Origin of the sequence: Sphaerotilus microaerophilus (assembly GCF_023734135.1) — a bacterium.
Lineage (GTDB): Bacteria > Pseudomonadota > Gammaproteobacteria > Burkholderiales > Burkholderiaceae_C > Sphaerotilus > Sphaerotilus microaerophilus.
In genome coordinates, this window is the sequence record NZ_AP025730.1 from 2,513,696 (window position 1) to 2,535,102 (window position 21,407).

The 21,407-nt window shown below is 67.9% G+C and carries 17 protein-coding genes and 1 tRNA gene; 13 read left to right on the forward strand and 5 right to left on the reverse strand.

Annotation, left to right across the window (positions count from 1 at the left end; all coding sequences use genetic code 11):
* Positions 1–67: 67 nt before the first annotated feature.
* Both clpS and clpA read left to right on the forward strand, forming a co-directional pair.
* On the forward strand, positions 68–415 hold the full coding sequence (gene clpS, locus NGK70_RS10925) for an ATP-dependent Clp protease adapter ClpS (RefSeq protein ID WP_251973247.1): 348 nt from the start codon (positions 68–70) through the stop codon (positions 413–415).
* Entirely contained in the window at positions 412–2,712 is a 2,301-nt protein-coding gene (gene clpA, locus NGK70_RS10930; RefSeq protein ID WP_251973248.1) for an ATP-dependent Clp protease ATP-binding subunit ClpA, read from the forward strand. The genes clpS and clpA overlap by 4 nt, the downstream gene beginning before the upstream one ends.
* 72 nt (positions 2,713–2,784) lie before the next feature.
* On the opposite strand, the gene NGK70_RS10935 is transcribed toward clpA, so the two are convergent.
* The 5 genes from NGK70_RS10935 to NGK70_RS10955 are packed head-to-tail and all read right to left on the reverse strand — an operon-like array spanning position 2,785 to position 7,324.
* Positions 2,785–3,564, reverse strand: coding sequence for a M90 family metallopeptidase (locus tag NGK70_RS10935; RefSeq protein ID WP_251973249.1), 780 nt, complete (start codon positions 3,562–3,564; stop codon positions 2,785–2,787).
* Between the two features lie 25 nt (positions 3,565–3,589).
* Positions 3,590–4,411 carry a UDP-2,3-diacylglucosamine diphosphatase gene (locus tag NGK70_RS10940; RefSeq protein ID WP_251973250.1) on the reverse strand — a complete coding sequence of 274 codons (822 nt, stop codon included), beginning with the start codon at positions 4,409–4,411 and terminating at the stop codon, positions 3,590–3,592.
* A gap of 24 nt (positions 4,412–4,435) precedes the next feature.
* Entirely contained in the window at positions 4,436–4,942 is a 507-nt protein-coding gene (locus NGK70_RS10945; RefSeq protein ID WP_251973251.1) for a peptidylprolyl isomerase, read from the reverse strand.
* 1 nt (position 4,943) lies between these two features.
* The gene (locus NGK70_RS10950) at positions 4,944–5,504 is read right to left on the reverse strand and encodes a peptidylprolyl isomerase (RefSeq protein ID WP_251973252.1); all 561 of its coding nucleotides are present in this window, start codon (positions 5,502–5,504) and stop codon (positions 4,944–4,946) included.
* The gene (locus NGK70_RS10955) at positions 5,501–7,324 is read right to left on the reverse strand and encodes a L,D-transpeptidase family protein (RefSeq protein ID WP_251973253.1); all 1,824 of its coding nucleotides are present in this window, start codon (positions 7,322–7,324) and stop codon (positions 5,501–5,503) included. The genes NGK70_RS10950 and NGK70_RS10955 overlap by 4 nt, the downstream gene beginning before the upstream one ends.
* Before the next feature lie 351 nt (positions 7,325–7,675).
* Here NGK70_RS10955 and cysS point away from each other — a divergent pair, with 351 nt between their 5' ends.
* The 11 genes from cysS to NGK70_RS11010 all read left to right on the forward strand — a co-directional run bounded on the left by cysS (position 7,676) and on the right by NGK70_RS11010 (position 21,313).
* The gene (cysS, locus tag NGK70_RS10960; protein WP_251973254.1) at positions 7,676–9,082 is read left to right on the forward strand and encodes a cysteine--tRNA ligase; all 1,407 of its coding nucleotides are present in this window, start codon (positions 7,676–7,678) and stop codon (positions 9,080–9,082) included.
* Between the two features lie 17 nt (positions 9,083–9,099).
* Positions 9,100–9,774, forward strand: a complete 675-nt coding sequence (locus NGK70_RS10965) for a DNA-3-methyladenine glycosylase family protein (RefSeq protein ID WP_251973749.1) — start codon at positions 9,100–9,102, stop codon at positions 9,772–9,774.
* A 45-nt stretch (positions 9,775–9,819) separates the two neighbouring features.
* Positions 9,820–10,788: an acetyl-CoA carboxylase carboxyltransferase subunit alpha gene (locus NGK70_RS10970; RefSeq protein WP_251973255.1), complete on the forward strand. Its 969-nt coding sequence runs from the start codon at positions 9,820–9,822 to the stop codon at positions 10,786–10,788.
* Positions 10,789–10,876: 88 nt separating this feature from the next.
* The gene (gene tilS, locus NGK70_RS10975) at positions 10,877–12,265 is read left to right on the forward strand and encodes a tRNA lysidine(34) synthetase TilS (RefSeq protein WP_251973256.1); all 1,389 of its coding nucleotides are present in this window, start codon (positions 10,877–10,879) and stop codon (positions 12,263–12,265) included.
* Positions 12,266–12,390: 125 nt separating this feature from the next.
* Positions 12,391–13,659 (forward strand): aspartate kinase, encoded by a 1,269-nt coding sequence (locus NGK70_RS10980; protein WP_251973257.1) that lies wholly within the window; start codon positions 12,391–12,393, stop codon positions 13,657–13,659.
* A gap of 34 nt (positions 13,660–13,693) precedes the next feature.
* Positions 13,694–13,784: transfer RNA gene (locus NGK70_RS10985), tRNA-Ser, on the forward strand.
* A 97-nt stretch (positions 13,785–13,881) separates the two neighbouring features.
* Complete coding sequence (leuC, locus tag NGK70_RS10990) at positions 13,882–15,306, forward strand: 3-isopropylmalate dehydratase large subunit (protein ID WP_251973258.1); 1,425 nt, start codon at positions 13,882–13,884, stop codon at positions 15,304–15,306.
* 17 nt (positions 15,307–15,323) lie between these two features.
* Positions 15,324–15,971: a 3-isopropylmalate dehydratase small subunit gene (leuD, locus tag NGK70_RS10995; RefSeq protein ID WP_251973259.1), complete on the forward strand. Its 648-nt coding sequence runs from the start codon at positions 15,324–15,326 to the stop codon at positions 15,969–15,971.
* A 45-nt stretch (positions 15,972–16,016) separates the two neighbouring features.
* Positions 16,017–17,120: a 3-isopropylmalate dehydrogenase gene (gene leuB, locus NGK70_RS11000; RefSeq protein WP_251973260.1), complete on the forward strand. Its 1,104-nt coding sequence runs from the start codon at positions 16,017–16,019 to the stop codon at positions 17,118–17,120.
* 96 nt (positions 17,121–17,216) lie between these two features.
* The gene (asd, locus tag NGK70_RS11005; protein ID WP_251973261.1) at positions 17,217–18,359 is read left to right on the forward strand and encodes an aspartate-semialdehyde dehydrogenase; all 1,143 of its coding nucleotides are present in this window, start codon (positions 17,217–17,219) and stop codon (positions 18,357–18,359) included.
* 251 nt (positions 18,360–18,610) lie between these two features.
* A complete protein-coding gene (locus NGK70_RS11010) occupies positions 18,611–21,313 on the forward strand; it encodes a motility hub landmark protein FimV (protein ID WP_251973262.1) in 2,703 nt (900 codons plus the stop codon).
* Positions 21,314–21,407: the final 94 nt, after the last annotated feature.

Consider the following 21,407-nt stretch of genomic DNA (forward strand, 5'->3'; position numbering starts at 1 on the left):
CCTGAGTCGGTTGTCGACAACGTCCGTGTCCGCAGCGCGCCGATACCGTGCTCTATAGAATGTGTCCATGGCAAGTCTTCCTCCCGAAACACCGAAGCAGCCTGTCGTCCCGGACGACGGGCAGGGCTCGGTCGTCGCGGAGCGTCAACTGCAACGGGTGGAACCACCTCCGGTGTATCAAGTTGTCCTGCTCAACGACGATTACACCCCGATGGAATTTGTCGTCATGGTGCTGCAGCACTTCTTCAGGCACGACCTGGAAGCGGCCACGCAGATCATGCTGAAGATTCACCACGAGGGGCGGGGCGTGTGCGGTGTGTTCACGCGCGATGTCGCGGCAACGAAAGTGGAAATGGTTCTGGCAGCCGCACGCAGGGCGGGGCACCCGCTGCAGTGCATTATGGAGGTCGCATGATCGCGCAAGAGTTGGAAGTCAGTCTGCACATGGCGTTCGTCGAGGCGCGCCAGCAGCGGCACGAGTTCATCACGGTCGAGCACCTGTTGCTGGCACTGCTGGACAACCCGTCGGCCTCGGAGGTCCTGAAGGCCTGCGCCGCCAACATCGATGACCTGCGCAAGAGCCTGGCGCAGTTCATCAAGGAAAACACGCCCACGGTGGGCGGCAGCGATGAGGTGGACACGCAGCCCACGCTGGGTTTCCAGCGCGTGATCCAGCGCGCCATCATGCATGTGCAGTCCACCGGCAACGGCAAGAAGGAAGTCACCGGCGCCAACGTGCTGGTGGCGATCTTCGGCGAGAAGGATTCGCACGCGGTGTACTACCTGCACCAGCAGGGGGTGACGCGCCTCGATGTGGTGAACTTCATCGCCCACGGTATCAAGAAGAGCGAGCCGCCCGAGCCGACCAAGCCCAACGAATCCTCTTCCGGCGAGGGAGAGAAGGAAGAGGGCGAGAGCAAGGGTTCGCCGTTGGACCAGTACACGCAGAACCTGAACCAACAGGCGCGCGATGGCCGCATCGACCCGCTGATCGGGCGCGAGCACGAGGTCGAGCGCGTGATCCAGGTGCTGTGCCGCCGCCGCAAGAACAACCCGCTGCTGGTCGGTGAGGCCGGCGTGGGCAAGACCGCGATCGCCGAGGGCCTGGCTTGGCGCATCACCGAGGGCGACGTGCCCGAGGTGCTGGCCGACGCCACGGTGTACGCGCTGGACATGGGCGCGCTGCTGGCGGGCACCAAGTACCGCGGCGACTTCGAGCAGCGCCTGAAGGGCGTGCTCAAGCAGCTCAAGGAGCACCCGCATGCGGTGCTCTTCATCGACGAGATCCACACGCTGATCGGCGCGGGCGCCGCCTCGGGCGGCACGCTGGACGCGAGCAACCTGCTCAAGCCGGCGCTGAGTTCGGGCCAGATCAAGTGCATCGGCGCAACCACCTTCACCGAGTACCGCGGCATCTTCGAGAAGGATGCGGCGCTGTCGCGGCGCTTCCAGAAGGTGGACGTGGTGGAGCCGTCGGTGGAGCAGACGGTGGAGATCCTGAAGGGGCTGAAGTCGCGCTTCGAGGAGCACCACGGCGTCAAGTACGATCTCGGCTCGCTGCAGGCTGCCGCCGAGCTGTCGGCCAAGTTCATCAACGATCGCCACCTGCCCGACAAGGCGATCGACGTGATCGACGAGGCTGGTGCGGCCCAGCGCGTGCTGCCCAAGAGCAAGCAGAAGAAGAAGATCACCCGCAACGAGGTCGAGGACATCGTCGCGAAGATCGCGCGCATCCCGCCGGCCAGCGTGTCCAGCGACGATCGCAGCAAGCTCAAGAGCCTGGATCGCGACCTCAAGAGCGTGGTGTTCGGCCAGGATCCCGCCATCGACGCGCTGTCCAGCGCGATCAAGATGGCGCGTTCCGGCCTGGGCAAGCCCGAGAAGCCGATCGGCGCCTTCCTGTTCAGCGGCCCCACCGGCGTGGGCAAGACGGAAGTGGCCAAGCAACTGGCCTACATCCTGGGCATCGACCTGATCCGCTTCGACATGTCGGAGTACATGGAGCGCCACGCGGTCAGCCGGCTGATCGGTGCGCCCCCGGGCTATGTCGGTTTCGACCAGGGCGGGCTGCTCACCGAGGCGGTGACCAAGAAGCCGCACTGCGTGCTGCTGCTCGACGAGATCGAGAAGGCGCACCCGGACGTCTTCAACGTGCTGCTGCAGGTGATGGACCACGGCACGCTGACGGACAACAACGGGCGCAAGGCCGACTTCCGCAACGTCATCATCGTGATGACGACCAACGCGGGTGCCGAGACCATGCAGAAGGCCACCATCGGCTTCACGACGCAGCGCGAGCAGGGCGACGAGATGGCCGACCTCAAGCGCATGTTCACGCCCGAGTTCCGCAACCGGCTGGACGCCATCGTCAGCTTCCGTGCGCTGGACGAGGAGATCATCCTGCGTGTGGTCGACAAGTTCCTGCTGCAGCTGGAAAGCCAGCTCACCGAGAAGAAGGTCGAGGTCACCTTCACCGACGCGCTGCGCAAGCACCTGGGCAAGAAGGGGTTCGATCCGCTGATGGGCGCGCGCCCGATGCAGCGCCTGATCCAGGACACCATCCGCCGAGCGCTGGCCGACGAACTGCTGTTCGGCCGCCTGATCGACGGCGGCCGGCTGACGGTGGACATCGATGGCGAAGGCCAGGTGCAGCTCGACATCGAGCCGCGCAACAAGAGCGACAAGCCCAAGGCCGAATCGGCGACGGTGTGAAGCGTTCTTGACGAACCGGACAAGGGGCCTGCGGGCCCTTTGTCATTTCCGGAGCGCGGATGCAGCCCCGTTTCACCGTGCGTGACGGGCCGGGTCTTGGCGGAAGTAGTCGGCGAAGAGGGCGTACACCTCGGGGTGGTACTGCTTCAGCCCCAGCGGCGAGGTGAAGAAGGCCTCGGCCGCGACCGGGAAGAACTCCTCCAGGCCGTGCGTTGCGTAGGGATCGAGAAAGGTGGCCTGGTCGCGCTCGACCGCGTCGCACAGCGCCTCGTGGGCCTGGCTGAGCACGCCATGCCAGTGCCGGGCTGCGGCGGCCGTGGGCTGCGGCGGTACGCCATTGGCCTGGCCATCGAGCAGGTCGATGACGTGCATGAACTCGTGGATCACGACGTTGTAGCCGTCGTGTCCGGCACCGCCGCCGAGCGTCACGTCGTGCCAGGACAGCATCACCGGCCCACCGGGCATCGCTTCGCCGGCCAGCACCTCCTGGGCCTCGTGGACGACACCGTCCTCGTCGGTCCACGCGCGGTCGACCGTGACCTCGTCGGGGTGGACCACGATGCCGACGAAGCCGTCGTAGCACGCCAGCCCGAGGTGCAGCACCGGCACGCAGGCCTGCGCAGCAATGGCCACCGCCATTGCGTCGCTGAGCTGCAGGCCGCGGGCTGCGGCGAATTCCTTGCGGTCGAGGAAGAGGGCGGTCAGCTCGCGCAGCTGCTGCAGGTCGGCCAGCGGGCGGTGCTTCAGGAAGGGGTAGTCGCGCAGCGTGTCCAGCCAGAGCTCGTCCGGGATGGCACGGCGCTCCAGGGCCTGCGCCTGCCGGCGCTGTCGCCACCAATCGAGCAGGCCCATTGCGATGTTTGCGAGCTGCCGGAGGTCAGGCCCCGGCGGGCGACAGACGCTGCAGCCCGCTCGCGCTGAAGCGGATCAGGTCCGCGCGCGGGGCGGTGGCGGCGGGTTCCAGGTCCCAGTCGGACAGTACCCAGCGCTGGCGGCCCGGGGCGAGCTGCTCCGTGGCGGGCCGGTGGGTGTGGCCGTGCACGAGCTCGGTGGCTGCGGCAAGGTCCAGCGCCGCGAGCATCGCGGCCTGGTCGAGGTCGCCATAGCCTTCGGGGCCGGCGTCGCGCTTGCGTGCTTCGCTGGCGGTGCGCATCTGCGCGGCGATCGCCTGGCGCTGCGCGAGCGGCCGTGCCAGGAAGGCGGCCTGCCACGCCGGGCTGCGCACCTCGCTGCGGAAGGCCTGGTACCCGGCATCGTCGAAGCAGAGTGCGTCGCCGTGCATCAGCAGCACGCGCCGGCCCCAGCCGCGCAGGAGCGTCGGGTCGGGCAGCAGCAGGCAGCCGGATTCGGCGGCAAAACGCTCGCCGACCAGGAAGTCGCGGTTGCCAGGCAGGAAGGCGAGCGAGAGGCGCTTGGACGCTTCGCGCAGCGCATCGCGCAGGCGGACCTCGAAGCTGCCGGCCTCGTCCAGGGCGTCGTCGCCGATCCAGACCTCGAAGATGTCGCCCAGCAGCAGCACGGCATCGGCGCGCGTGCGCTGCAGGTAGGCGAGGAAGGCCTGCGTCGTGCTCGGCAGGAGCGGGCCCAGGTGCAGGTCGGAGACGAGGTCGACGCTGCGCCAGGTGTCGGGCAGCGTCAGTTCGGGGCCGTTGGAGCCGTTGGCCCCGGGGCGCAGGGCCCATCGGGGCGTTGCCGTCATGGGTGGGCCCCGTCGCAACTCACCTCACTCCACCATGACGGCGCGTTCGATGACCACGTCCTCGACCGGGACGTCGTCATGGAAGCCGCGACGGCCGGTGCGCACCTTCTCGATCTGGTCGACCACTTCGGCGCCCGAGACGACCTTGCCAAACACGGCATAGCCCCAGCCCGAGGGCGACTCGGACTTGAAGTTCAGGAACTCGTTGTTGGTGGCGTTGATGAAGAACTGCGCCGTGGCCGAATGCGGTGCATTGGTGCGCGCCATCGCCAGGGTGTACTTGTCGTTCTTCAGGCCGTTGTTGGCCTCGTTCTTGATCTCGCCGCGGGTGGGCTTCTGCTTCATGCCCGGCTCCATGCCGCCGCCCTGGATCATGAAACCAGGGATGACGCGGTGGAACACGGTGCCGTCGTAGTGGCCGCTCTTGACGTACTCGATGAAATTGGCGGCCGACAGGGGGGCGCGCTCGTCGTCGAGTTCGATGCGGATCACGCCGAGGTTGGTGTGCAGATCAACTTGAGGGGCTGCCATGTCATTTCTCCAGGGAGGCTTTCTTGATGGTCACGGGCTCGGTCGGCACGTTCTGGTGCGGACCCCGGTTGCCAGTGGGAACGGTCTTGATCTTGTCGACCACGTCCATGCCGGTGACGACCTTGCCGAACACGGCATAGCCGCCGCCGTAACTGTCCAACCGCTGATTGTCGACGACGTTGATGAAGAACTGGGCCGTGGCCGAGTCGGGATTGGCCGTGCGCGCCATGGCGATGCTGCCGCGCAGGTTGGACAGGCCGCCGCGGTTCTCCAGCGCGATCGGTGTGCGCGTGGGCTTCTCCACCATCGCTGCGTCCATGCCGCCGCCCTGGATCATGAAACCGGGGATGACGCGGTGGAACACGGTGCCGTCGTAGTGGCCGGCCTTCACGTACTCGACGAAGTTGGCCACCGTCTTGGGGGCCTTGGCCGCATCGAGCTCGACGACGATGTCGCCCATCGAGGTGGCCAGGCGCACCTTCTGCTGGGCCCAAGCCGCACCACTGAGCAGCGCGCCGGCGCAGAGCGTGAGCACGGTACGCCGCATCCAGGCTGGATTCATTCGAACACTCCTTCCGAAAAGATCTTCCATTGTCCACTCTCGCGCGCCCAGTACTGGCGGCGGCGCTGGGGCCGCAGGCCGCTGCCGGGCGTCACCTCGGTGAAGTCGACGATCAGGTGCTCGCCCTTCTCGTTCCAGCCCAGCACGGTCAGGTCGATGACTTCGCGCTCGCGCGGGCCGAAGCGCATCAGCTCCGCGCCCAGGCGCTGGCGCCAGCCGTCCACGCCCGCCTCGCCGTTGTCGAAGTGCCGGGCATACAGCGCGCCCAGGCGGCGCAGGTCGGCCTGCGCGCGGGCCTGGCGCCAGGTGTCGACCAGGGTGCGGGCGGCCTGGCGCTCGGCCTGCAGCGCCTGGGGTGATAGCCACTCCAGCTGCTGGGCGATGACCACCGGGGTGTGGCGCGGCTTGAGCTCGCGCAGCAGGCGGCGCATGTCGTCGTTGGCCAGCACGACGCAGCCGTTGGTCGAACGGGGCGCACGGGCGTACTGCGCCGACGGCGTGCCGTGTAGCCAGATGTTGGCGCCGGTGCGGCCCTGGCGCCGATCATGTTCGTTGGGGTAGTTCAGTGGCAGGGCGCCGGGGCCGTAGAAGTCGCCGAGCTGGTGCCCGTCCAGCCGGCTGGTGATGTGATAGACGCCCAGCGGTGTGCGCTGGTCGCCCTCTTCACGCTTGCCGACGCCCTGGCTGCCCAGCGCGACGTAGTGGGAGGAGCGGCGCTGCAGGCGGCCATCGCGGTTCTCGAAGATGTGCAGGCGCGAGCGCGAGGCGTCGATCGCCACGGCATGCTGCACCGAGCTGGGCAGCTGGATCAGCTGGCGCGGCACCAGGCCGGGCGGCGGCTCGTCGCGCAGCGCCTGCAGGCGCCGCCGGGCCTCCTCGCGCAGCGCGGTGGCATTGGCCGGCGCGGCCACCCCGGTGGTGGCGCCCGGCTGGGCCACCTCGGCCAGCCGCCCGTCCAGGGCCAGCAGCAGGTCGCCGCGCACGAGCTGGCCGAGCTGGAACTGGGGCTCGTCGTGTGTGAGCGCCTCGGCGGCAGCCAGTGCCTCGGGCAGGCGGGCCTCCCCGATCAGCCGGTAGATCCCGATCAGGCGCTCCTCGGGCGCCACCTCGCCGGCCAGCGCGGCGGCAGGCTGGGTGGGCGGGTTGTCGGACGCTGCAGCCGCACGGCTGCGCTGGCGTGCCGCCCAGGCCGTGCCGGCCCCCAGCAGAAGCAGCAAGGCCAGCAACAGGGCGCCAATGACCATGCGGCTCCCGCTGCCCGGGTTGTCCGCGCTGCCTGGGCTGCCCGGGCTGCCAGACGCCGGCACCGACGGTCCGGTTGCGGCCTGTGTGGCCGCCGTGGTGGCGTCCGGCTGTGGCGGCGTGGCGGGTGCCGGCACCCCGGAGACCGCTGCCGGTCCGCTCGCCGCAGTGGTCGAGCCCTCCCAGCGGGTCAGCGGCGCGAGGGCGATGCCACTCGCGCCGGAGGCGGCTGTGGCGAGCGCGGCGCGGGCGTAGGCATCTCGGGCCATGTGGGCATGCAGGGTCAGGAGTTGATCGTAGGCGTGGGCGGCCGCGCTCTGGCTGCGCAGGGCGGTGTCGAGTTGCTGGCGGGCCTTGGTCAGCTGGCCCTGCCGTGCCAGCAGCACGGCCAGGTTGATGCGTGGCTCGGGACGCTGCGGATGCTCCCGCACCAGCGCTTCGAGCAGGGCCTGGGCCTCACGTTCGCGGCCTTCCTGCGCCCAGCGCAGCGCCTGTTCGAACCGGACCGCTGGCGGCAGATCCACCTGCCCAGCCTTCGCCACCGAAGGCGACGCGGCCGGCGCCTGCGCAGCGAGCATGTCCGGCGCCGCAGCGCAGACTGTGGCCCACAAGCCAAAGACGATGCCCGTGATGAAACCCCAGGGCGGCCGTGACCGGGAGGCCCGTCGCGGGACGGCACGGTGGCGGGAAGCAGGGAAGAAGGTCATGCAGGCATCGGGCAACGGTCCCCCGGGCTCGGTGCGTCCCGACGATGCCGGGCAGGGGGGCAGCCCCCTGCTGTGCTGCACCCGGCCGGCCGTATACTGATTCGATTGTAGGGGCTAGCCCCTGACGGTGCGTCACGCTCGGCCGTCCGCCGGTCCCGCCACAACAGCCGCCCGGGCTCCCCAGGGCCGGCACGACAGTTGCCTCCTCCCGCTCTCTCCCCGATGTCCCTGCAGATCCACAACAGCCTGACGCGCGCCCTGGAGCCCTTTGCTCCGATCGAACCCGGCCATGTGCGCATGTACGTCTGCGGCATGACGGTGTACGACCTCTGCCACGTCGGCCATGCCCGCAACGTGGTGGCCTTCGACGTGGCGGCGCGCTGGCTGCGCGCCAGCGGCTATCGCGTCACCTTCGTGCGCAACATCACCGACATCGACGACAAGATCATCCGCCGCGCGGTGGAGCGCGGCATCACCATCCGGGTGCTCACCGAGGAGATGATCGCCGCGATGCACCAGGACCTGGGCGCGCTGGGCATCGAAGCGCCGACGCACGAGCCGCGCGCCACCGACTACCTGTCGCAGATGCTGGACATCATCGGCCGGTTGGAGCAGCGTGGCTTGGCCTACCGCAGCGGCAGCGGCGATGTGAACTACGCGGTGCGGCGCTTTGCGGGCTACGGCAAGCTCTCGGGCAAGTCGATCGACCAGTTGCGCGCCGGCGAGCGCGTGGCGGTGGCCGACGGCAAGGACGATCCGCTCGATTTCGTGCTTTGGAAGTCCGCCAAGGCCGAGGAGCCCGAGGACGTGAAGTACCCGTCTGCCTACGGGCCGGGGCGCCCGGGCTGGCACATCGAGTGCTCGGCGATGAGCTGCGCGCTGCTGGGCGAGACCTTCGACATCCACGGCGGCGGCCTGGACTTGCAGTTTCCGCACCACGAGAACGAGATCGCCCAGAGCGAGGGGGCGACCGGGCGGCCGCTGGCGCGCTACTGGATGCACAACGGCTTCCTGAACGTGGACAACGAGAAGATGTCCAAGTCGCTGGGCAACTTCTTCACCATCCGCGACGTGCTGCAGCACTACGACGGCGAGACGGTGCGCTTCTTCATCCTGCGTGTGCACTACCGCAGCCCGTTCAACTACAGCGATGCCGGGCTGGACGACGCCCGCAACGGCCTGCGGCGGCTCTACACCGCACTGGAGTCGGTGCCTGGCGAGGCGGCGCCGATCGATGCGATCCATGCGATCGATTGGGCCGAGCCGCAGGCTGCCCGCTTCAAGGCGGCGATGGATGACGACTTCAACACCGCCATCGCGGTGGCGGTCCTGTTCGACCTGGCGGCCGAGGTGAACCGCAGCCGCAGCGCGGCCGCTGCCACGCTGCTGCGCTCGCTCGGCGCGGTGCTGGGCGTGCTGCAGCAGCCGCCGCGGCAGTACCTGCAAGGGGGCGCTGCGGCGCAGCAGGGCGGGCTGGACGAGGCGGCGATCCTGGCGAGCATCGAGGCGCGTGCGCAAGCCAAGAAGGCGCGTGACTTTGCGCTGGCCGACCGCCTCCGCGATGAGCTGGCCGGGCAGGGCATCGTGCTGAAGGACTCGCCGCAGGGGACCACGTGGGTACGGGCCTGAAGTCGGGCGCGTCTACGGTGGCAGCGGCGGTTGAAACGCCGGGCCAGGAACCGGCCGGTTTCGTCACGCCCGACTACTGGGACGAGGCCTGCCGGCACCTGACGCGCCGAGACCGGGTCCTGAACAAGCTCATCCCGCGCTTTGGCGAAGCCCGGCTGCAGAGCCGGGGTGACGCCTTCACGACGCTGGCGCGTTCCATCGTCGGGCAGCAGATCTCGGTGAAGGCCGCCCAGTCGGTCTGGGATCGGTTCGTCCTGTTGCTGCCAGCAGCGGCGCCGCCCGTGGCGCCGCTGCAGGTGCTGGCCTTGACCACCGAGACGCTGCGCGGTGCCGGCCTGTCTGCGCGCAAGGCCGAGTACCTGCGCGACCTGGCCAAGCATTTCGCCGAGGGCTCGGTGCACGAGACCGACTGGTCGGCAATGGGCGACGAGGCGATCATTGAGGAGCTGGTGGCGATCCGTGGCATCGGCCGCTGGACGGCCGAGATGTTCCTGATCTTCCACCTGATGCGGCCCAACGTGCTGCCGCTCGATGACCTCGGCCTGGTCAAGGGCATCAGCCTGAACTACTTCAGCGGTGAGCCGGTCTCGCGGGCCGAGGTCCGCGAGCTGGGCGACGCGTGGGCGCCGTACCGCTCAGTGGCCACCTGGTACATGTGGCGCAGCCTCGACCCCTTGCCGGTCGAGTACTAGTACACTCCGCCCGGTTGCGCCCCTGTGCGTGCAAGGTCATCAAGCATGAGCAAACGCCACTTCCTCGAGTTCGAACAGCCGATCGCCGAGCTGGAAACCAAGATCGACGAACTGCGCTATGTGCAGAACGAATCGGCTGTCGACATCTCCGACGAGATCGACCGCCTCTCGAAGAAGAGCCAGCAGCTAGCCAAGGACATCTACGGCCGGCTGAACCCCTGGCAGGTGACGCAGATCGCGCGCCACCCCCAGCGCCCCTACACGCTGGACTACATCAACGAGATCTTCACGGACTTCCAGGAGTTGCACGGCGACCGTGCCTTCGCGGACGACCAGTCGATCGTTGGCGGGCTGGCACGCTTCAACGGCCAGGCCTGCATGGTGCTGGGGCACCAGAAGGGCCGCGACACCAAGGAGCGCGCGGCACGCAACTTCGGCATGGCGCGCCCCGAGGGCTACCGCAAGGCGTTGCGGCTGATGAAGGTGGCCGAGAAGTTCGGCCTGCCGGTGTTCACCTTCGTCGACACGCCCGGAGCCTATCCGGGTATCGGTGCCGAGGAGCGCGGCCAGTCCGAGGCGATCGGCCGCAACATCTTCGAGATGGCCCAGCTGGAGGTGCCGATCATCGCCACCATCATCGGCGAGGGGGGCTCCGGCGGAGCGCTCGCCATCAGCGTCGGCGACCAGATGCTGATGCTGCAGCACGCGGTGTACTCGGTGATCTCACCGGAGGGCTGTGCGTCGATCCTGTGGAAGACCGCCGACCGTGCCGCCGAGGCGGCCGAGGCCCTGGGCATCACGGCACACCGCCTCAAGGCGCTGGGCCTGGTCGACAAGATCATCAGCGAACCGGTGGGGGGTGCGCATCGCGATCCGAAGCAGATGGCCGCCTTCCTGAAACGTGGCCTGAACGATGCGCTGCGCCAGGTGGCCGATCTCAAGCCGCGCGAGCTGGTGAACCAGCGCTACGAGCGGCTGCGCCGCTACGGCCGATTCACGGACACCAAGGCCTGACCGGCGGTCGGCAGTTTCTGCACGCAGATTCAAGGCGGCGCCGGCAGGGCGCCGTTTGCATTTCTGCGGCAGGTTTCGAGGTGGTGTGATGGCCGGATCATTGCCTTCGTTCGGTGGGGAAGCACTGCCGCCCCGCGTGGCGGTGGCATTCAGCGGTGGGCGGGACTCGACCGCACTGCTGCACGCGGTGTGGCGGCTGGCCGGCGCGCAGGGGGTGGAGGTGCATGCGCTGCATGTGCACCATGGCCTGAGCCCGAATGCAGACGCCTGGGAATCGCGTTGTCGTGCGCAGTGTCGGCGCTGGTCGCGGCGCGGGGCGCCCATCCACTTCCAGGCGAGCCGGCTCGGGCTGGCGCCGCCGCCGGGCGCCAGCATCGAGGCGATCGCCCGTGAGGCCCGCTACGCGGCGCTGGCCGACATGGCGCATGCCGTCGGTTGCCGGCTGGTCCTGTTGGCCCACCATGCGCAGGACCAGGCGGAAACCTTCCTGCTGCAAGCCCTGCGTGGCGCGGGCGCCGCCGGGCTGGCCGCGATGCCGGCGCAGATCGAGCGCGGTGGCATCCTCTGGTGTCGACCCTGGCTGGCGCTGCCGCGCGAGGCGGTCGAGGCCTACGTGCAGCGGTACCGCCTGGGCCATGTCGAGGACGAGAGCAACGCCAGCCCGGTGTTTGCCCGCAACCGGCTGCGCCTGGAGGTGTGGCCGGCGTTGTCGGTGGCGTTCCCGCAGGCGGCCAAGGTGCTGGGCCGGGCGGCCCGCCATGCGCAGGACGCGGCGGCCTGCCTTGATGCGCTGGCGCGTGCCGATCTCCAGACCGTTGCGCGACCCGGCGGCGGCCTCGACATCGGCGCGCTGCGCGCACTGGGTGAGCCTCGCTTGCGCAACGTCCTGCGGCTGTGGCTGCACGAAGGCAGCGGCCATCCCGCGACGGCGGCGCTGCTGGAGCGGCTGTCTGCGCAGTTGAGCGAGGATCGTCCGGGCACATGGCAGGTCGTTACCGGCTGGCAGCTGCGTTGCCGCCGTGGTGAGTTGCAGTTGCGCTTGCAAGGGGCGGCGCTGGGGCGGGGCGCTGTGCCGGATTCCGTCGCCGCGCCATTGAGACTGCGCATCGATGGGGCAGGGTGGTTTCCCGCGCCCGCCTGGTCGGGCGGCTTGCAGGTCGATGTGGTGGCGTGCGGCGGGGTGCCGCTGTCGACGCTGGGGTGGGTCGAGCTGAGGCCGCGCCTGGGTGGCGAGCAGTTCCAGCGTGCCGCGGGCACACCGCCCCGGGCGCTGAAGAAGCAGTTCCAGTTGGCAGGGGTGCCCGCCTGGGCGCGTGACGGGCCGCTGGTCTATGACGCCCGGGGGCAGCTGCTCTATGTGCCGGGGCTGGGGCTGGATGCCCGGGCGGTGGGTGACTGTGAAGGCGGCGCCGCCCCCGAGGCGGTGGATGGTGGGCTCCGGGTGGGCCTCACGTGGCGCCCCGAGCCCGCTTCCTGATGCGGGCGCATGGGCGGTTTGGTCGGGATGTGCTGCCGATTAGCTAGAATCAAAAGCTTTTGTACCGCAAGGCCCAATGCTGTCTGCGGTGCCTTCCTCGAGATGCCACACGGATTGCCACAGTCATGGCTCTGATCGTTCACAAATACGGCGGCACGTCGATGGGCTCTACCGAGCGCATCCGCAACGTCGCCAAGCGCGTTGCCAAATGGGCACGTGCGGGCCACCAGATGGTGGTGGTGCCCTCCGCGATGAGCGGTGAAACCAACCGCCTGCTCGGGCTGGCCAAGGACCTGTCGCCTGCCGTGCAGACGCCGGCGATGCTGCGTGAGCTCGACATGATCGCCAGCACGGGCGAGCAGGTGTCGGTGGGCCTGCTGGCGCTGGCGCTGCAGTCCGAGGGCATGGAGGCGGTCAGCTATTCGGGCTGGCAGGTGCCGGTGCGCACCGATTCGTCCTATACCAAGGCGCGCATCCAGAGCATCGACGACGCCCGCGTGCGCGCCGACCTGGCCGCTGGCCGGGTGGTCATCATCACCGGCTTCCAGGGCATCGACGACGAGGGGCACATCACCACCCTGGGTCGTGGTGGTTCGGACACCTCGGCGGTGGCGGTGGCCGCGGCGATGAAGGCCGACGAGTGCCTGATCTATACCGACGTCGACGGCGTCTACACCACCGATCCGCGCATCGTCCCGGAAGCCAAGCGGCTGGAGACCATCAGCTTTGAAGAGATGCTGGAGATGGCCAGCCTGGGCTCCAAGGTCCTGCAGATCCGCTCGGTGGAGTTCGCCGGCAAGTACCGTGTGCCGCTGCGGGTGCTGTCGAGCTTCACCGCGTGGGATATCGACATCGAGGAAGAAGCCAACTCGGGCACCCTGATCACTTTCGAGGAAGACGAAAAGATGGAACAAGCCGTTGTCTCGGGCATCGCCTTCAACCGCGACGAAGCAAAGGTGACCGTGGTGGGCGTGCCCGACAAGCCGGGCATCGCCTTCCAGATCCTGGGCCCCGTGGCCGAGGCCAACATCGATGTGGACGTGATCCTGCAGAACGTCTCGCACGGCGGTCGCACCGACTTCTCGTTCACCGTGCACCGCAACGACTACCAGCGCACGCTCGATCTGCTGCGCTCGCAGGTCGTGCCGGCGCTGGGTGCCGCCGATGTGGCGGGTGACCCCAAGATCTGCAAGGTGTCGATTGTCGGCATCGGCATGCGCTCGCACGTTGGCGTGGCCAGCAAGATGTTCCGTTGCCTGAGCGAAGAGGGCATCAACATCCAGATGATCACCACCAGCGAGATCAAGACCTCGGTCGTGATCGATGAAAAGTACATGGAACTGGCCGTTCGTGCGTTGCACAAGGCCTTCGATCTTGATCAGGCATCTGCCTGATCGACGCGAATTCACGCTATAATTTTTCTTCTGCGGAGACGTGACCGAGTGGCCGAAGGTGCTCCCCTGCTAAGGGAGTATGCGCCAAAAGCGCATCGAGGGTTCGAATCCCTCCGTCTCCGCCAAGGCCCGACGCTGTAAAGCATGCAAGCCCTCTGATTCCGGTCCTTTCCGGGTCATGAGGGCTTTGTCATTTCTGTCGTCATCGACGCAAAGGCTGCCATGACCGCACGCACGCTCTACGACAAGCTGTGGGATGACCATGTCGTCCACACCGAAGAGGACGGAACCGCCGTCCTCTACATCGACCGCCACCTGGTGCACGAGGTGACCAGCCCGCAGGCCTTCGAGGGGCTGCGTCTGGCTGGCCGCAAGCTGTGGCGTGTCAGTTCGATTGTGGCGACCGCCGACCACAACACGCCCACCACTGGCTGGGAGCGTGGCTATGACGGCATTGCCGACCCGATCTCGCGCCAGCAGATCACCACGCTGGACGCCAACATCGCGGCCTTCGGTGCGGCGGCCTATTTCCCCTTCATGGACCGGCGGCAGGGCATCGTGCACGTGATCGGCCCCGAGCAGGGTGCGACGCTGCCTGGCATGACCGTGGTCTGCGGCGACAGCCACACCAGCACGCACGGGGCCTTCGGGGCGTTGGCGCACGGCATCGGCACCAGTGAGGTGGAGCACGTCATGGCCACGCAGACCCTGCTGGCCAAGAAGGCAAAGAACATGCTCGTCAAGGTCGAGGGGCAGTTGCCCCGCGGCTGCGGCGCCAAGGACATCGTGCTGGCGATCATCGGCCGCATCGGCACCGCCGGTGGCACCGGCTACACGATCGAGTTCGGTGGCAGTGCCATCCGCGCGCTGAGCATGGAAGGCCGCATGACGGTGTGCAACATGGCCATCGAGGCGGGCGCCCGTGCCGGCCTGGTGGCGGTGGACGACACCACACTGGCCTACGTCAAAGGCCGGCCCTTTGCGCCGACCGGCGTCGAGTGGGACCAGGCAACGGTCCACTGGCGCACCCTTCATAGCGACGCCGGCGCGCATTTCGACGCGGTGGTCGAACTCGATGCCAGCCAGATCCCGCCACAGGTCACCTGGGGCACCTCGCCCGAGATGGTGCTCGGCATCGATGCGCGTGTGCCGGATCCCGACAAGGAGCGCGACGACGTCAAGCGCGGTGCGATCGAGCGTGCTTTGACCTACATGGGCCTGCAGCCGAACAAGGCGATCGCCGACATCCTGATCGACAAGGTTTTCATCGGCTCGTGTACCAACAGCCGCATCGAGGACATCCGCGAAGCGGCCGCTGTGGTGCGACGCATTGGAGGGCGCGTGGCCGCCAATGTGAAGCAGGCGCTGGTCGTGCCGGGCTCCGGCCTGGTGAAGGCCCAGGCCGAGGCCGAGGGTCTGCACGAGGTCTTCAAGGCCGCTGGCTTCGAGTGGCGCGAGCCCGGCTGCTCGATGTGCCTGGCGATGAACGCCGACCGGCTGGAGCCGGGCGAACGCTGCGCCTCGACCAGCAACCGCAACTTCGAAGGCCGCCAGGGTGCCGGTGGGCGCACTCACCTGGTCAGCCCCGCGATGGCTGCGGCCGCAGCGATGAACGGCCACTTCGTCGACGTGCGTCGCATCGCCTGAGCCGCCCGGAGTCCAACATGCAAGCCTTCACCGTGCACAAGGGGCTCGTGGCCCCGATGGATCGCGCCAACGTCGACACCGACGCGATCATCCCCAAGCAGTTCCTGAAGTCGATCCAGCGCACCGGCTTCGGGCCGAACCTGTTCGATGAGTGGCGCTACCTCGATCCGGGCGAACCCGGCCAGGATCCTGCGGTTCGCAAGCCCAATCCCGACTTCGTGCTGAACCAGCCGCGCTACCAGGGGGCCTCGATCCTGCTGGCGCGCGAGAACTTCGGCTGCGGATCCAGCCGCGAGCACGCGCCCTGGGCGCTGGATCAGTACGGCTTTCGCGCCATCATCGCGCCAAGCTTCGCCGACATCTTCTTCAACAACTGCTTCAAGAACGGCCTGTTGCCGATCGTGCTGCCGGAGAACGTGGTGGCACGGCTGTTCGACGAGGTCTTCGCCCATGTCGGCTACCAGTTGACCATCGACCTGCCCCAGCAGGTGGTGCTCACCCCCGACGGCCAGGCGATCCCCTTCGATGTGCAGGCCTTCCGCAAGTACTGCCTGGTCAACGGCTTTGACGACATCGGCCTGACGCTGCGCCACGCCGACAAGATCCGGGCGTTCGAGGCCGAGCGGCTGGTGCGCATGCCCTGGCTGGGTCAGCGCACGCTCTGAGCGACTTGGTCGCTCCACCCCATTTCGATACTTTCATTCATCGTCATGAAAATCGCCATCCTTCCGGGCGACGGCATCGGCACCGAGATCGTCGCCGAAGCCGTCAAGGTGCTGCAGGTGCTGGACCTGTCCTTTGAAACCGAAACCGCCCTGGTGGGTGGTGCGGCCTACGAGGCGCACGGCCATCCGCTGCCCGAGTCCACGCTGAAACTCGCTCGCGAGGCCGATGCCATCCTGTTCGGCGCCGTGGGCGATTGGAAATTCGACAAATTGGAGCGCTCGCTGCGCCCGGAGCAGGCGATTCTGGGATTGCGCAAGCACCTGGGGTTGTTTGCGAATTTCCGGCCTGCGATCTGCTACGAGCAGTTGACCCATGCATCGAGCTTGAAGCCCGAATTGGTGGCAGGGCTGGACATTCTCATCATCCGCGAGCTCACCGGCGACATCTATTTCGGCCAGCCGCGTGGCCGGCGCGTGGCCGTCGACGGGCATTTCCCGGGGGCCGAGGAGGCCTTCGACACGATGCGTTACAGCCGCCCGGAAATCGAGCGCATCGCCCACGTGGCCTTCCAGGCAGCGCGCAAGCGCGGCAAGAAGGTCACCAGCGTCGACAAGGCCAACGTGCTGGAAACCTTCCAGTTCTGGAAGGACGTGGTCATCGAGGTGCACGCCCAGTACCCCGACGTGGAACTCGACCACATGTACGTCGACAACGCCGCGATGCAACTGGTCAAGGCGCCCAAGAAGTTCGACGTGGTGGTGACCGGCAACATGTTCGGCGACATCCTGTCCGACGAGGCGGCGATGCTCACCGGCTCGATCGGCATGCTGCCTTCCGCGTCGCTGAACGCTGCCAACCAGGGCCTGTACGAACCCAGCCATGGCAGCGCACCGGACATCGCCGGTCAGGGTATTGCAAACCCGCTGGCTACAATCCTGTCCGCTGCCATGATGCTCCGCTACTCCCTCAACCAGCCCGAAGCCGCCGACCGGATCGAATCCGCGGTGAAGGCGGTGCTGTCGGCCGGTCTGCGCACCGGCGACATCTGGAGCGAGGGCACGACCAAGGTGGGCACCCGCGAGATGGGCGATGCAGTTGTTGCTGCCCTGACCGGCAAGACCATTGGCAAAACCATTATCAAGAGCTGACGCTCTCGGATCGTTTCGCCCCTACCCCCTCTGGACCCGGCGAACGAGCCGGGAGAACCAGGGTCCGGAGTCTTGTTGAGTAAAGGTGATCTGAAAATGGCATTGTCCAAGAACCCCCTCGTTGGCCTGGTTGGTTGGCGCGGCATGGTGGGCTCGGTCCTGATGGACCGCATGGTGTCCGAAGGTGATTTCGCCCACTTCGAGCCGCTGTTCTTCTCGACCAGCAATGCCGGCGGCGCTGCGCCGTCGATGGCGAAGAACGAAACCCAGCTGCAGGACGCGTTCGACATCGACGCGCTCAAGCGCTGCGAAGTCATCATCACCGCGCAGGGTGGCGACTACACCACCGAGGTGTTCCCGAAACTGCGTGCGGCGGGCTGGAGCGGCCACTGGATCGATGCCGCCTCGACGCTGCGGATGAAGGACGATGCGGTCATCATCCTCGACCCGGTCAACATGCCGGTCATCAAGGATGCGCTGGCCAAGGGCGGCAGGAACTGGGTGGGCGGCAACTGCACCGTCAGCTGCATGCTGATGGGCGTGGGGGCGCTGTACAAGGCTGGCCTGGTCGAGTGGATGAGCACGCAGACCTACCAGGCTGCGTCCGGCGGTGGTGCCCAGCACATGCGCGAATTGCTGACCCAGTTCGGCACGCTCAATGCCGAAGTCAAGGCGCTGCTGGATGACCCGAAGAGCGCCATCCTGGAAATCGACCGCAAGATCATCGCGAAGCAGCGTTCGTTGGGCGAAGCGGAAACCGCGAATTTCGGCGTCCCGCTGGGCGGTTCGCTGATTCCCTGGATCGACAAGGATCTGGGCAACGGCGTGTCACGCGAAGAGTGGAAGGGCATGGCCGAGACCAACAAGATCCTCGGTCAGGGCGAAGGTTTTGCGGCGCCGGCCGTGCCGGTGGATGGTTTCTGCGTGCGCATCGGCGCCATGCGCTGCCACAGCCAGGCCCTGACCTTCAAACTGCGCAAGGACGTGCCCCTCGCCGATATCGAGGCGATGATTGCGGCCGACAACGCCTGGGTGAAGGTGGTGCCCAATACCCGCGAAGCCACGATCCGTGACCTGACGCCCGTGGCTGTCACCGGTACGTTGACGATTCCGGTGGGTCGCCTGCGCAAGATGGCGATGGGGCCGGAATACCTCGGCGCGTTCACCATCGGCGACCAGTTGCTATGGGGCGCCGCCGAGCCGCTGCGCCGCATGCTGCGTATCCTGCTCGGCCAATAAGACAGCCGCCCGAGCGCGGCGGCGGCTCGTTGTCCTCGGGCAACGACCGCCGTCCGCTTGCGCACACCGGGTCGATTTGGCAGGAACATCAGAGACTGCATGAGCTTGTCTTTGTATCTTATTGATGTTATTGTCTTTTCAGATATTCTGTATCCTCTTCGCCCGACCTGACTGACGCGGGCCGCCGGATCTATTCCGGCTCCTGCAGCGTGGGAGACGCCTTGAAAATCCAGACGAAGCGCACGGGGCGCATGGCTCTGAAAGAAGTGGCGGCCGTGGCCGCCGTCACCGCGGCCCTGTGTGCCGCGCCATCGGCATGGGCGCTCAGCCTCGGTCGCCTGACGGTGCAGTCGGCATTGGGCGAGTCGCTCAAGGCGGAGATCGACGTCACCAGCCTGACGCCGGATGAGGCGGCCAACCTGCGCGTGCGCATCGCGCCGCCGGACGCCTACCGCATCGCCGGGGTCGACTACAACCCGGTGCTGCCGGCCACCACGGTGGTGGTGCAGCGGAGGGCCGATGGCAGTGCCTTCCTGCGCATCGTCAGCGATCGCGCCGTACAGGAGCCCTTCGTCGACGTGATCCTTGAGCTGTCGTGGTCGAGCGGCCGCCTGCTGCGCGAGTACACCCTGCTGTTCGATCCGCCTGCCGTGGCCCGTGCGCCCGCGGCCGTGCCCGCCCCGGCCACGCCGGTGGCGGTGGCGGCGCCTCCTGTCGCGACGGCGCCTGTGCCTGCAGCACCGCCTGCCGTGGCGGCCGAGCCTGCCCCGGTGCCCGTGGCGCCGCCAGCGCCGGCCCGGGTTGCCGCAGAACCGAAGGCGGCTGCGCCTGTCCGCGCAGCGTCAAAGGCGTCCGACGGCGAGCAGCTTGAATACCGCGTCAAGCCGGGCGACACGCTGGGTGGCATTGCTGGGCGCAACGTGGGTTCGGGCGTGTCGCTGGAGCAGATGCTGGTCGGCCTGTTCCGGGGCAATGCCCATGCCTTCTCCGGCAGCAACATGAACCGCCTGAAGGCGGGCGTGGTGCTCAGCGTGCCGTCGAGCGAGCAGGCTGCCGCCATCGACGCGAGCGAGGCGCGCCGCGTGATCCAGGTGCAGAGCGCCGACTTCAACGCCTACCGCCAGCGTCTGGCGGGGGCGGTGCCCGCGCAGACCCACGAGGCCGAACCGGCCCGCAAGTCGGCAGGCAAGGTGCAGGCCGAAGTGCAGGACCGCAAGCAGGCGGCCGCGCCAACGCCGGACCGGTTGCAACTGGACAAGGGCAAGGCCGCTTCGTCGGCGGGGGCGCTGACCTCCGAGGACAAGATCGCCAAGGATCGCGCCCAGAAGGACGCAGCCCACCGTGTGGGTGAGTTGGCTCGCAACCTGGAAGACTTGAAGAAGCTCCAGGCGGCGTCCGCTGCTGCCTCGCCCGCATCGGCTGCCAAGGCGGCCGGCGCGGCTGCCAGCAACGCGGTGGCGGGCGCCAAGGCACCGTTGCTGCCGACGATTGCCGCACCGGCTGCGACGGGTGTGGCCTCTGCAGCCTCGTCTGCCGCAGTGGCCGCAAAGCCTGCACCTGCACTTGCACCCGTGTCGTCGCCTGCAGTGGCGGCCAGCGCCGCTCCGATGGTGATGGCGGCTGCATCGGCAGCCTCTGCTTCGGCCAGCGCGGCGATGCCGATCGTGGCCGCCAGTGCCCCGCTGGTCGCAGCCGCGTCGAAGCCCGCCGTGGCTGCGTCCAGGTCGCCGGTCGTCGTGCCGCCGATCCAGGCCGAGGAACCGTCGCTGGTCGACTCCCTGATGGAGAACCCGCTGCTGTTGCCAGGGGCGGGCCTGCTGGCGGCGCTGCTGGCCGGGTTTGGCTTCTACCGCTTCCGCAACAAGAACAAGGACGAGGCCGGAGTCACGTCGTTCCTGGAAAGCCGGCTGCAGCCAGACTCCTTCTTCGGCGCCAGCGGTGGTCAGCGCATCGACACGCGCGACGCGTCCGGTGCGCCATCGTCGATGAGCTATTCGCTCAGCCAGATCGACGCCATCGGTGACGTCGACCCCGTCGCCGAAGCGGATGTCTACCTGGCCTATGGTCGGGACCTGCAGGCCGAGGAGATCCTGAAGGAGGCCATGCGCACCAATCCGGAGCGTCTGGCCATCCGCACCAAGCTGCTGGAGGTCTACGCCAAGCGCCGCGACATCAAGGGCTACGAGTTGCTCGCCGGTGAGCTCTATGGGCTGACGGGTGGGCAGGGAGACGACTGGCAGCGGGCCCAGGAGCTCGGCCGCTCGATCGACCCCGAGAACCCGCTCTACGAGCCGGGTGGGCAGCCCAGTGCCGGTTCGACGGCAGAAGCCGGCGGCGGTGAGATGCTCGGCGCCAGCACCATGCCGCAGTCCGTGGTGCCGTCGCCTTCGCGCTTCGAGCACAGCGTGCCTGACCTGAACCTGGATGGCGACATCCCCTCAGGAAGCACCGCCGTGGTCGATCTGGACATTTCCGTGCCGGGCGACATGGATGAGGCGCCCACGGCGCGCATGAGTGGCTACCACAGCAGCATGCCCGCGGCCTTCTCACCGAGCGTGCCCCCGGTGTTCTCGCCCAGTGTGCCGCCGTTCTCCCCGAGCGTGCCGCCGACCGGTACGTCGAACTCCGGCAGCAGCCGCAGCCTGGAGTTTGAACTGCAGGATCTGCCCGTTGCCCCCTCGCCTGCTCCACGCCTGGACCTCTCGGACCTGTCGCTCGACCTCGACGCGCCGGCCCCGACGGTGGCTGCGACGCCGCTGGACATGGGTGCTTCGCTGGAGATGGGGCTGGACGATGACGACGGCGACCCGCTGGCCCGCAAGATCGAACTGGCGGAGGAGTTCCACCAGATCGGCGACCACGAGGGCGCGCGTGACCTGCTGCAGGAAGTGATCGAGAAGGCCGACGGCGCGCTGAAGGCCAGGGCCCAGGCGATGCTCAACAGCCTGAACTGATCTCGCCAACCCCTTCAGGGCGCGATGGGCGAGCCGCCAAGGCGGTGTCCCTCGCGCCCTTTGTCTTTGTGCTTCAAACCACTGGAGTCGACTC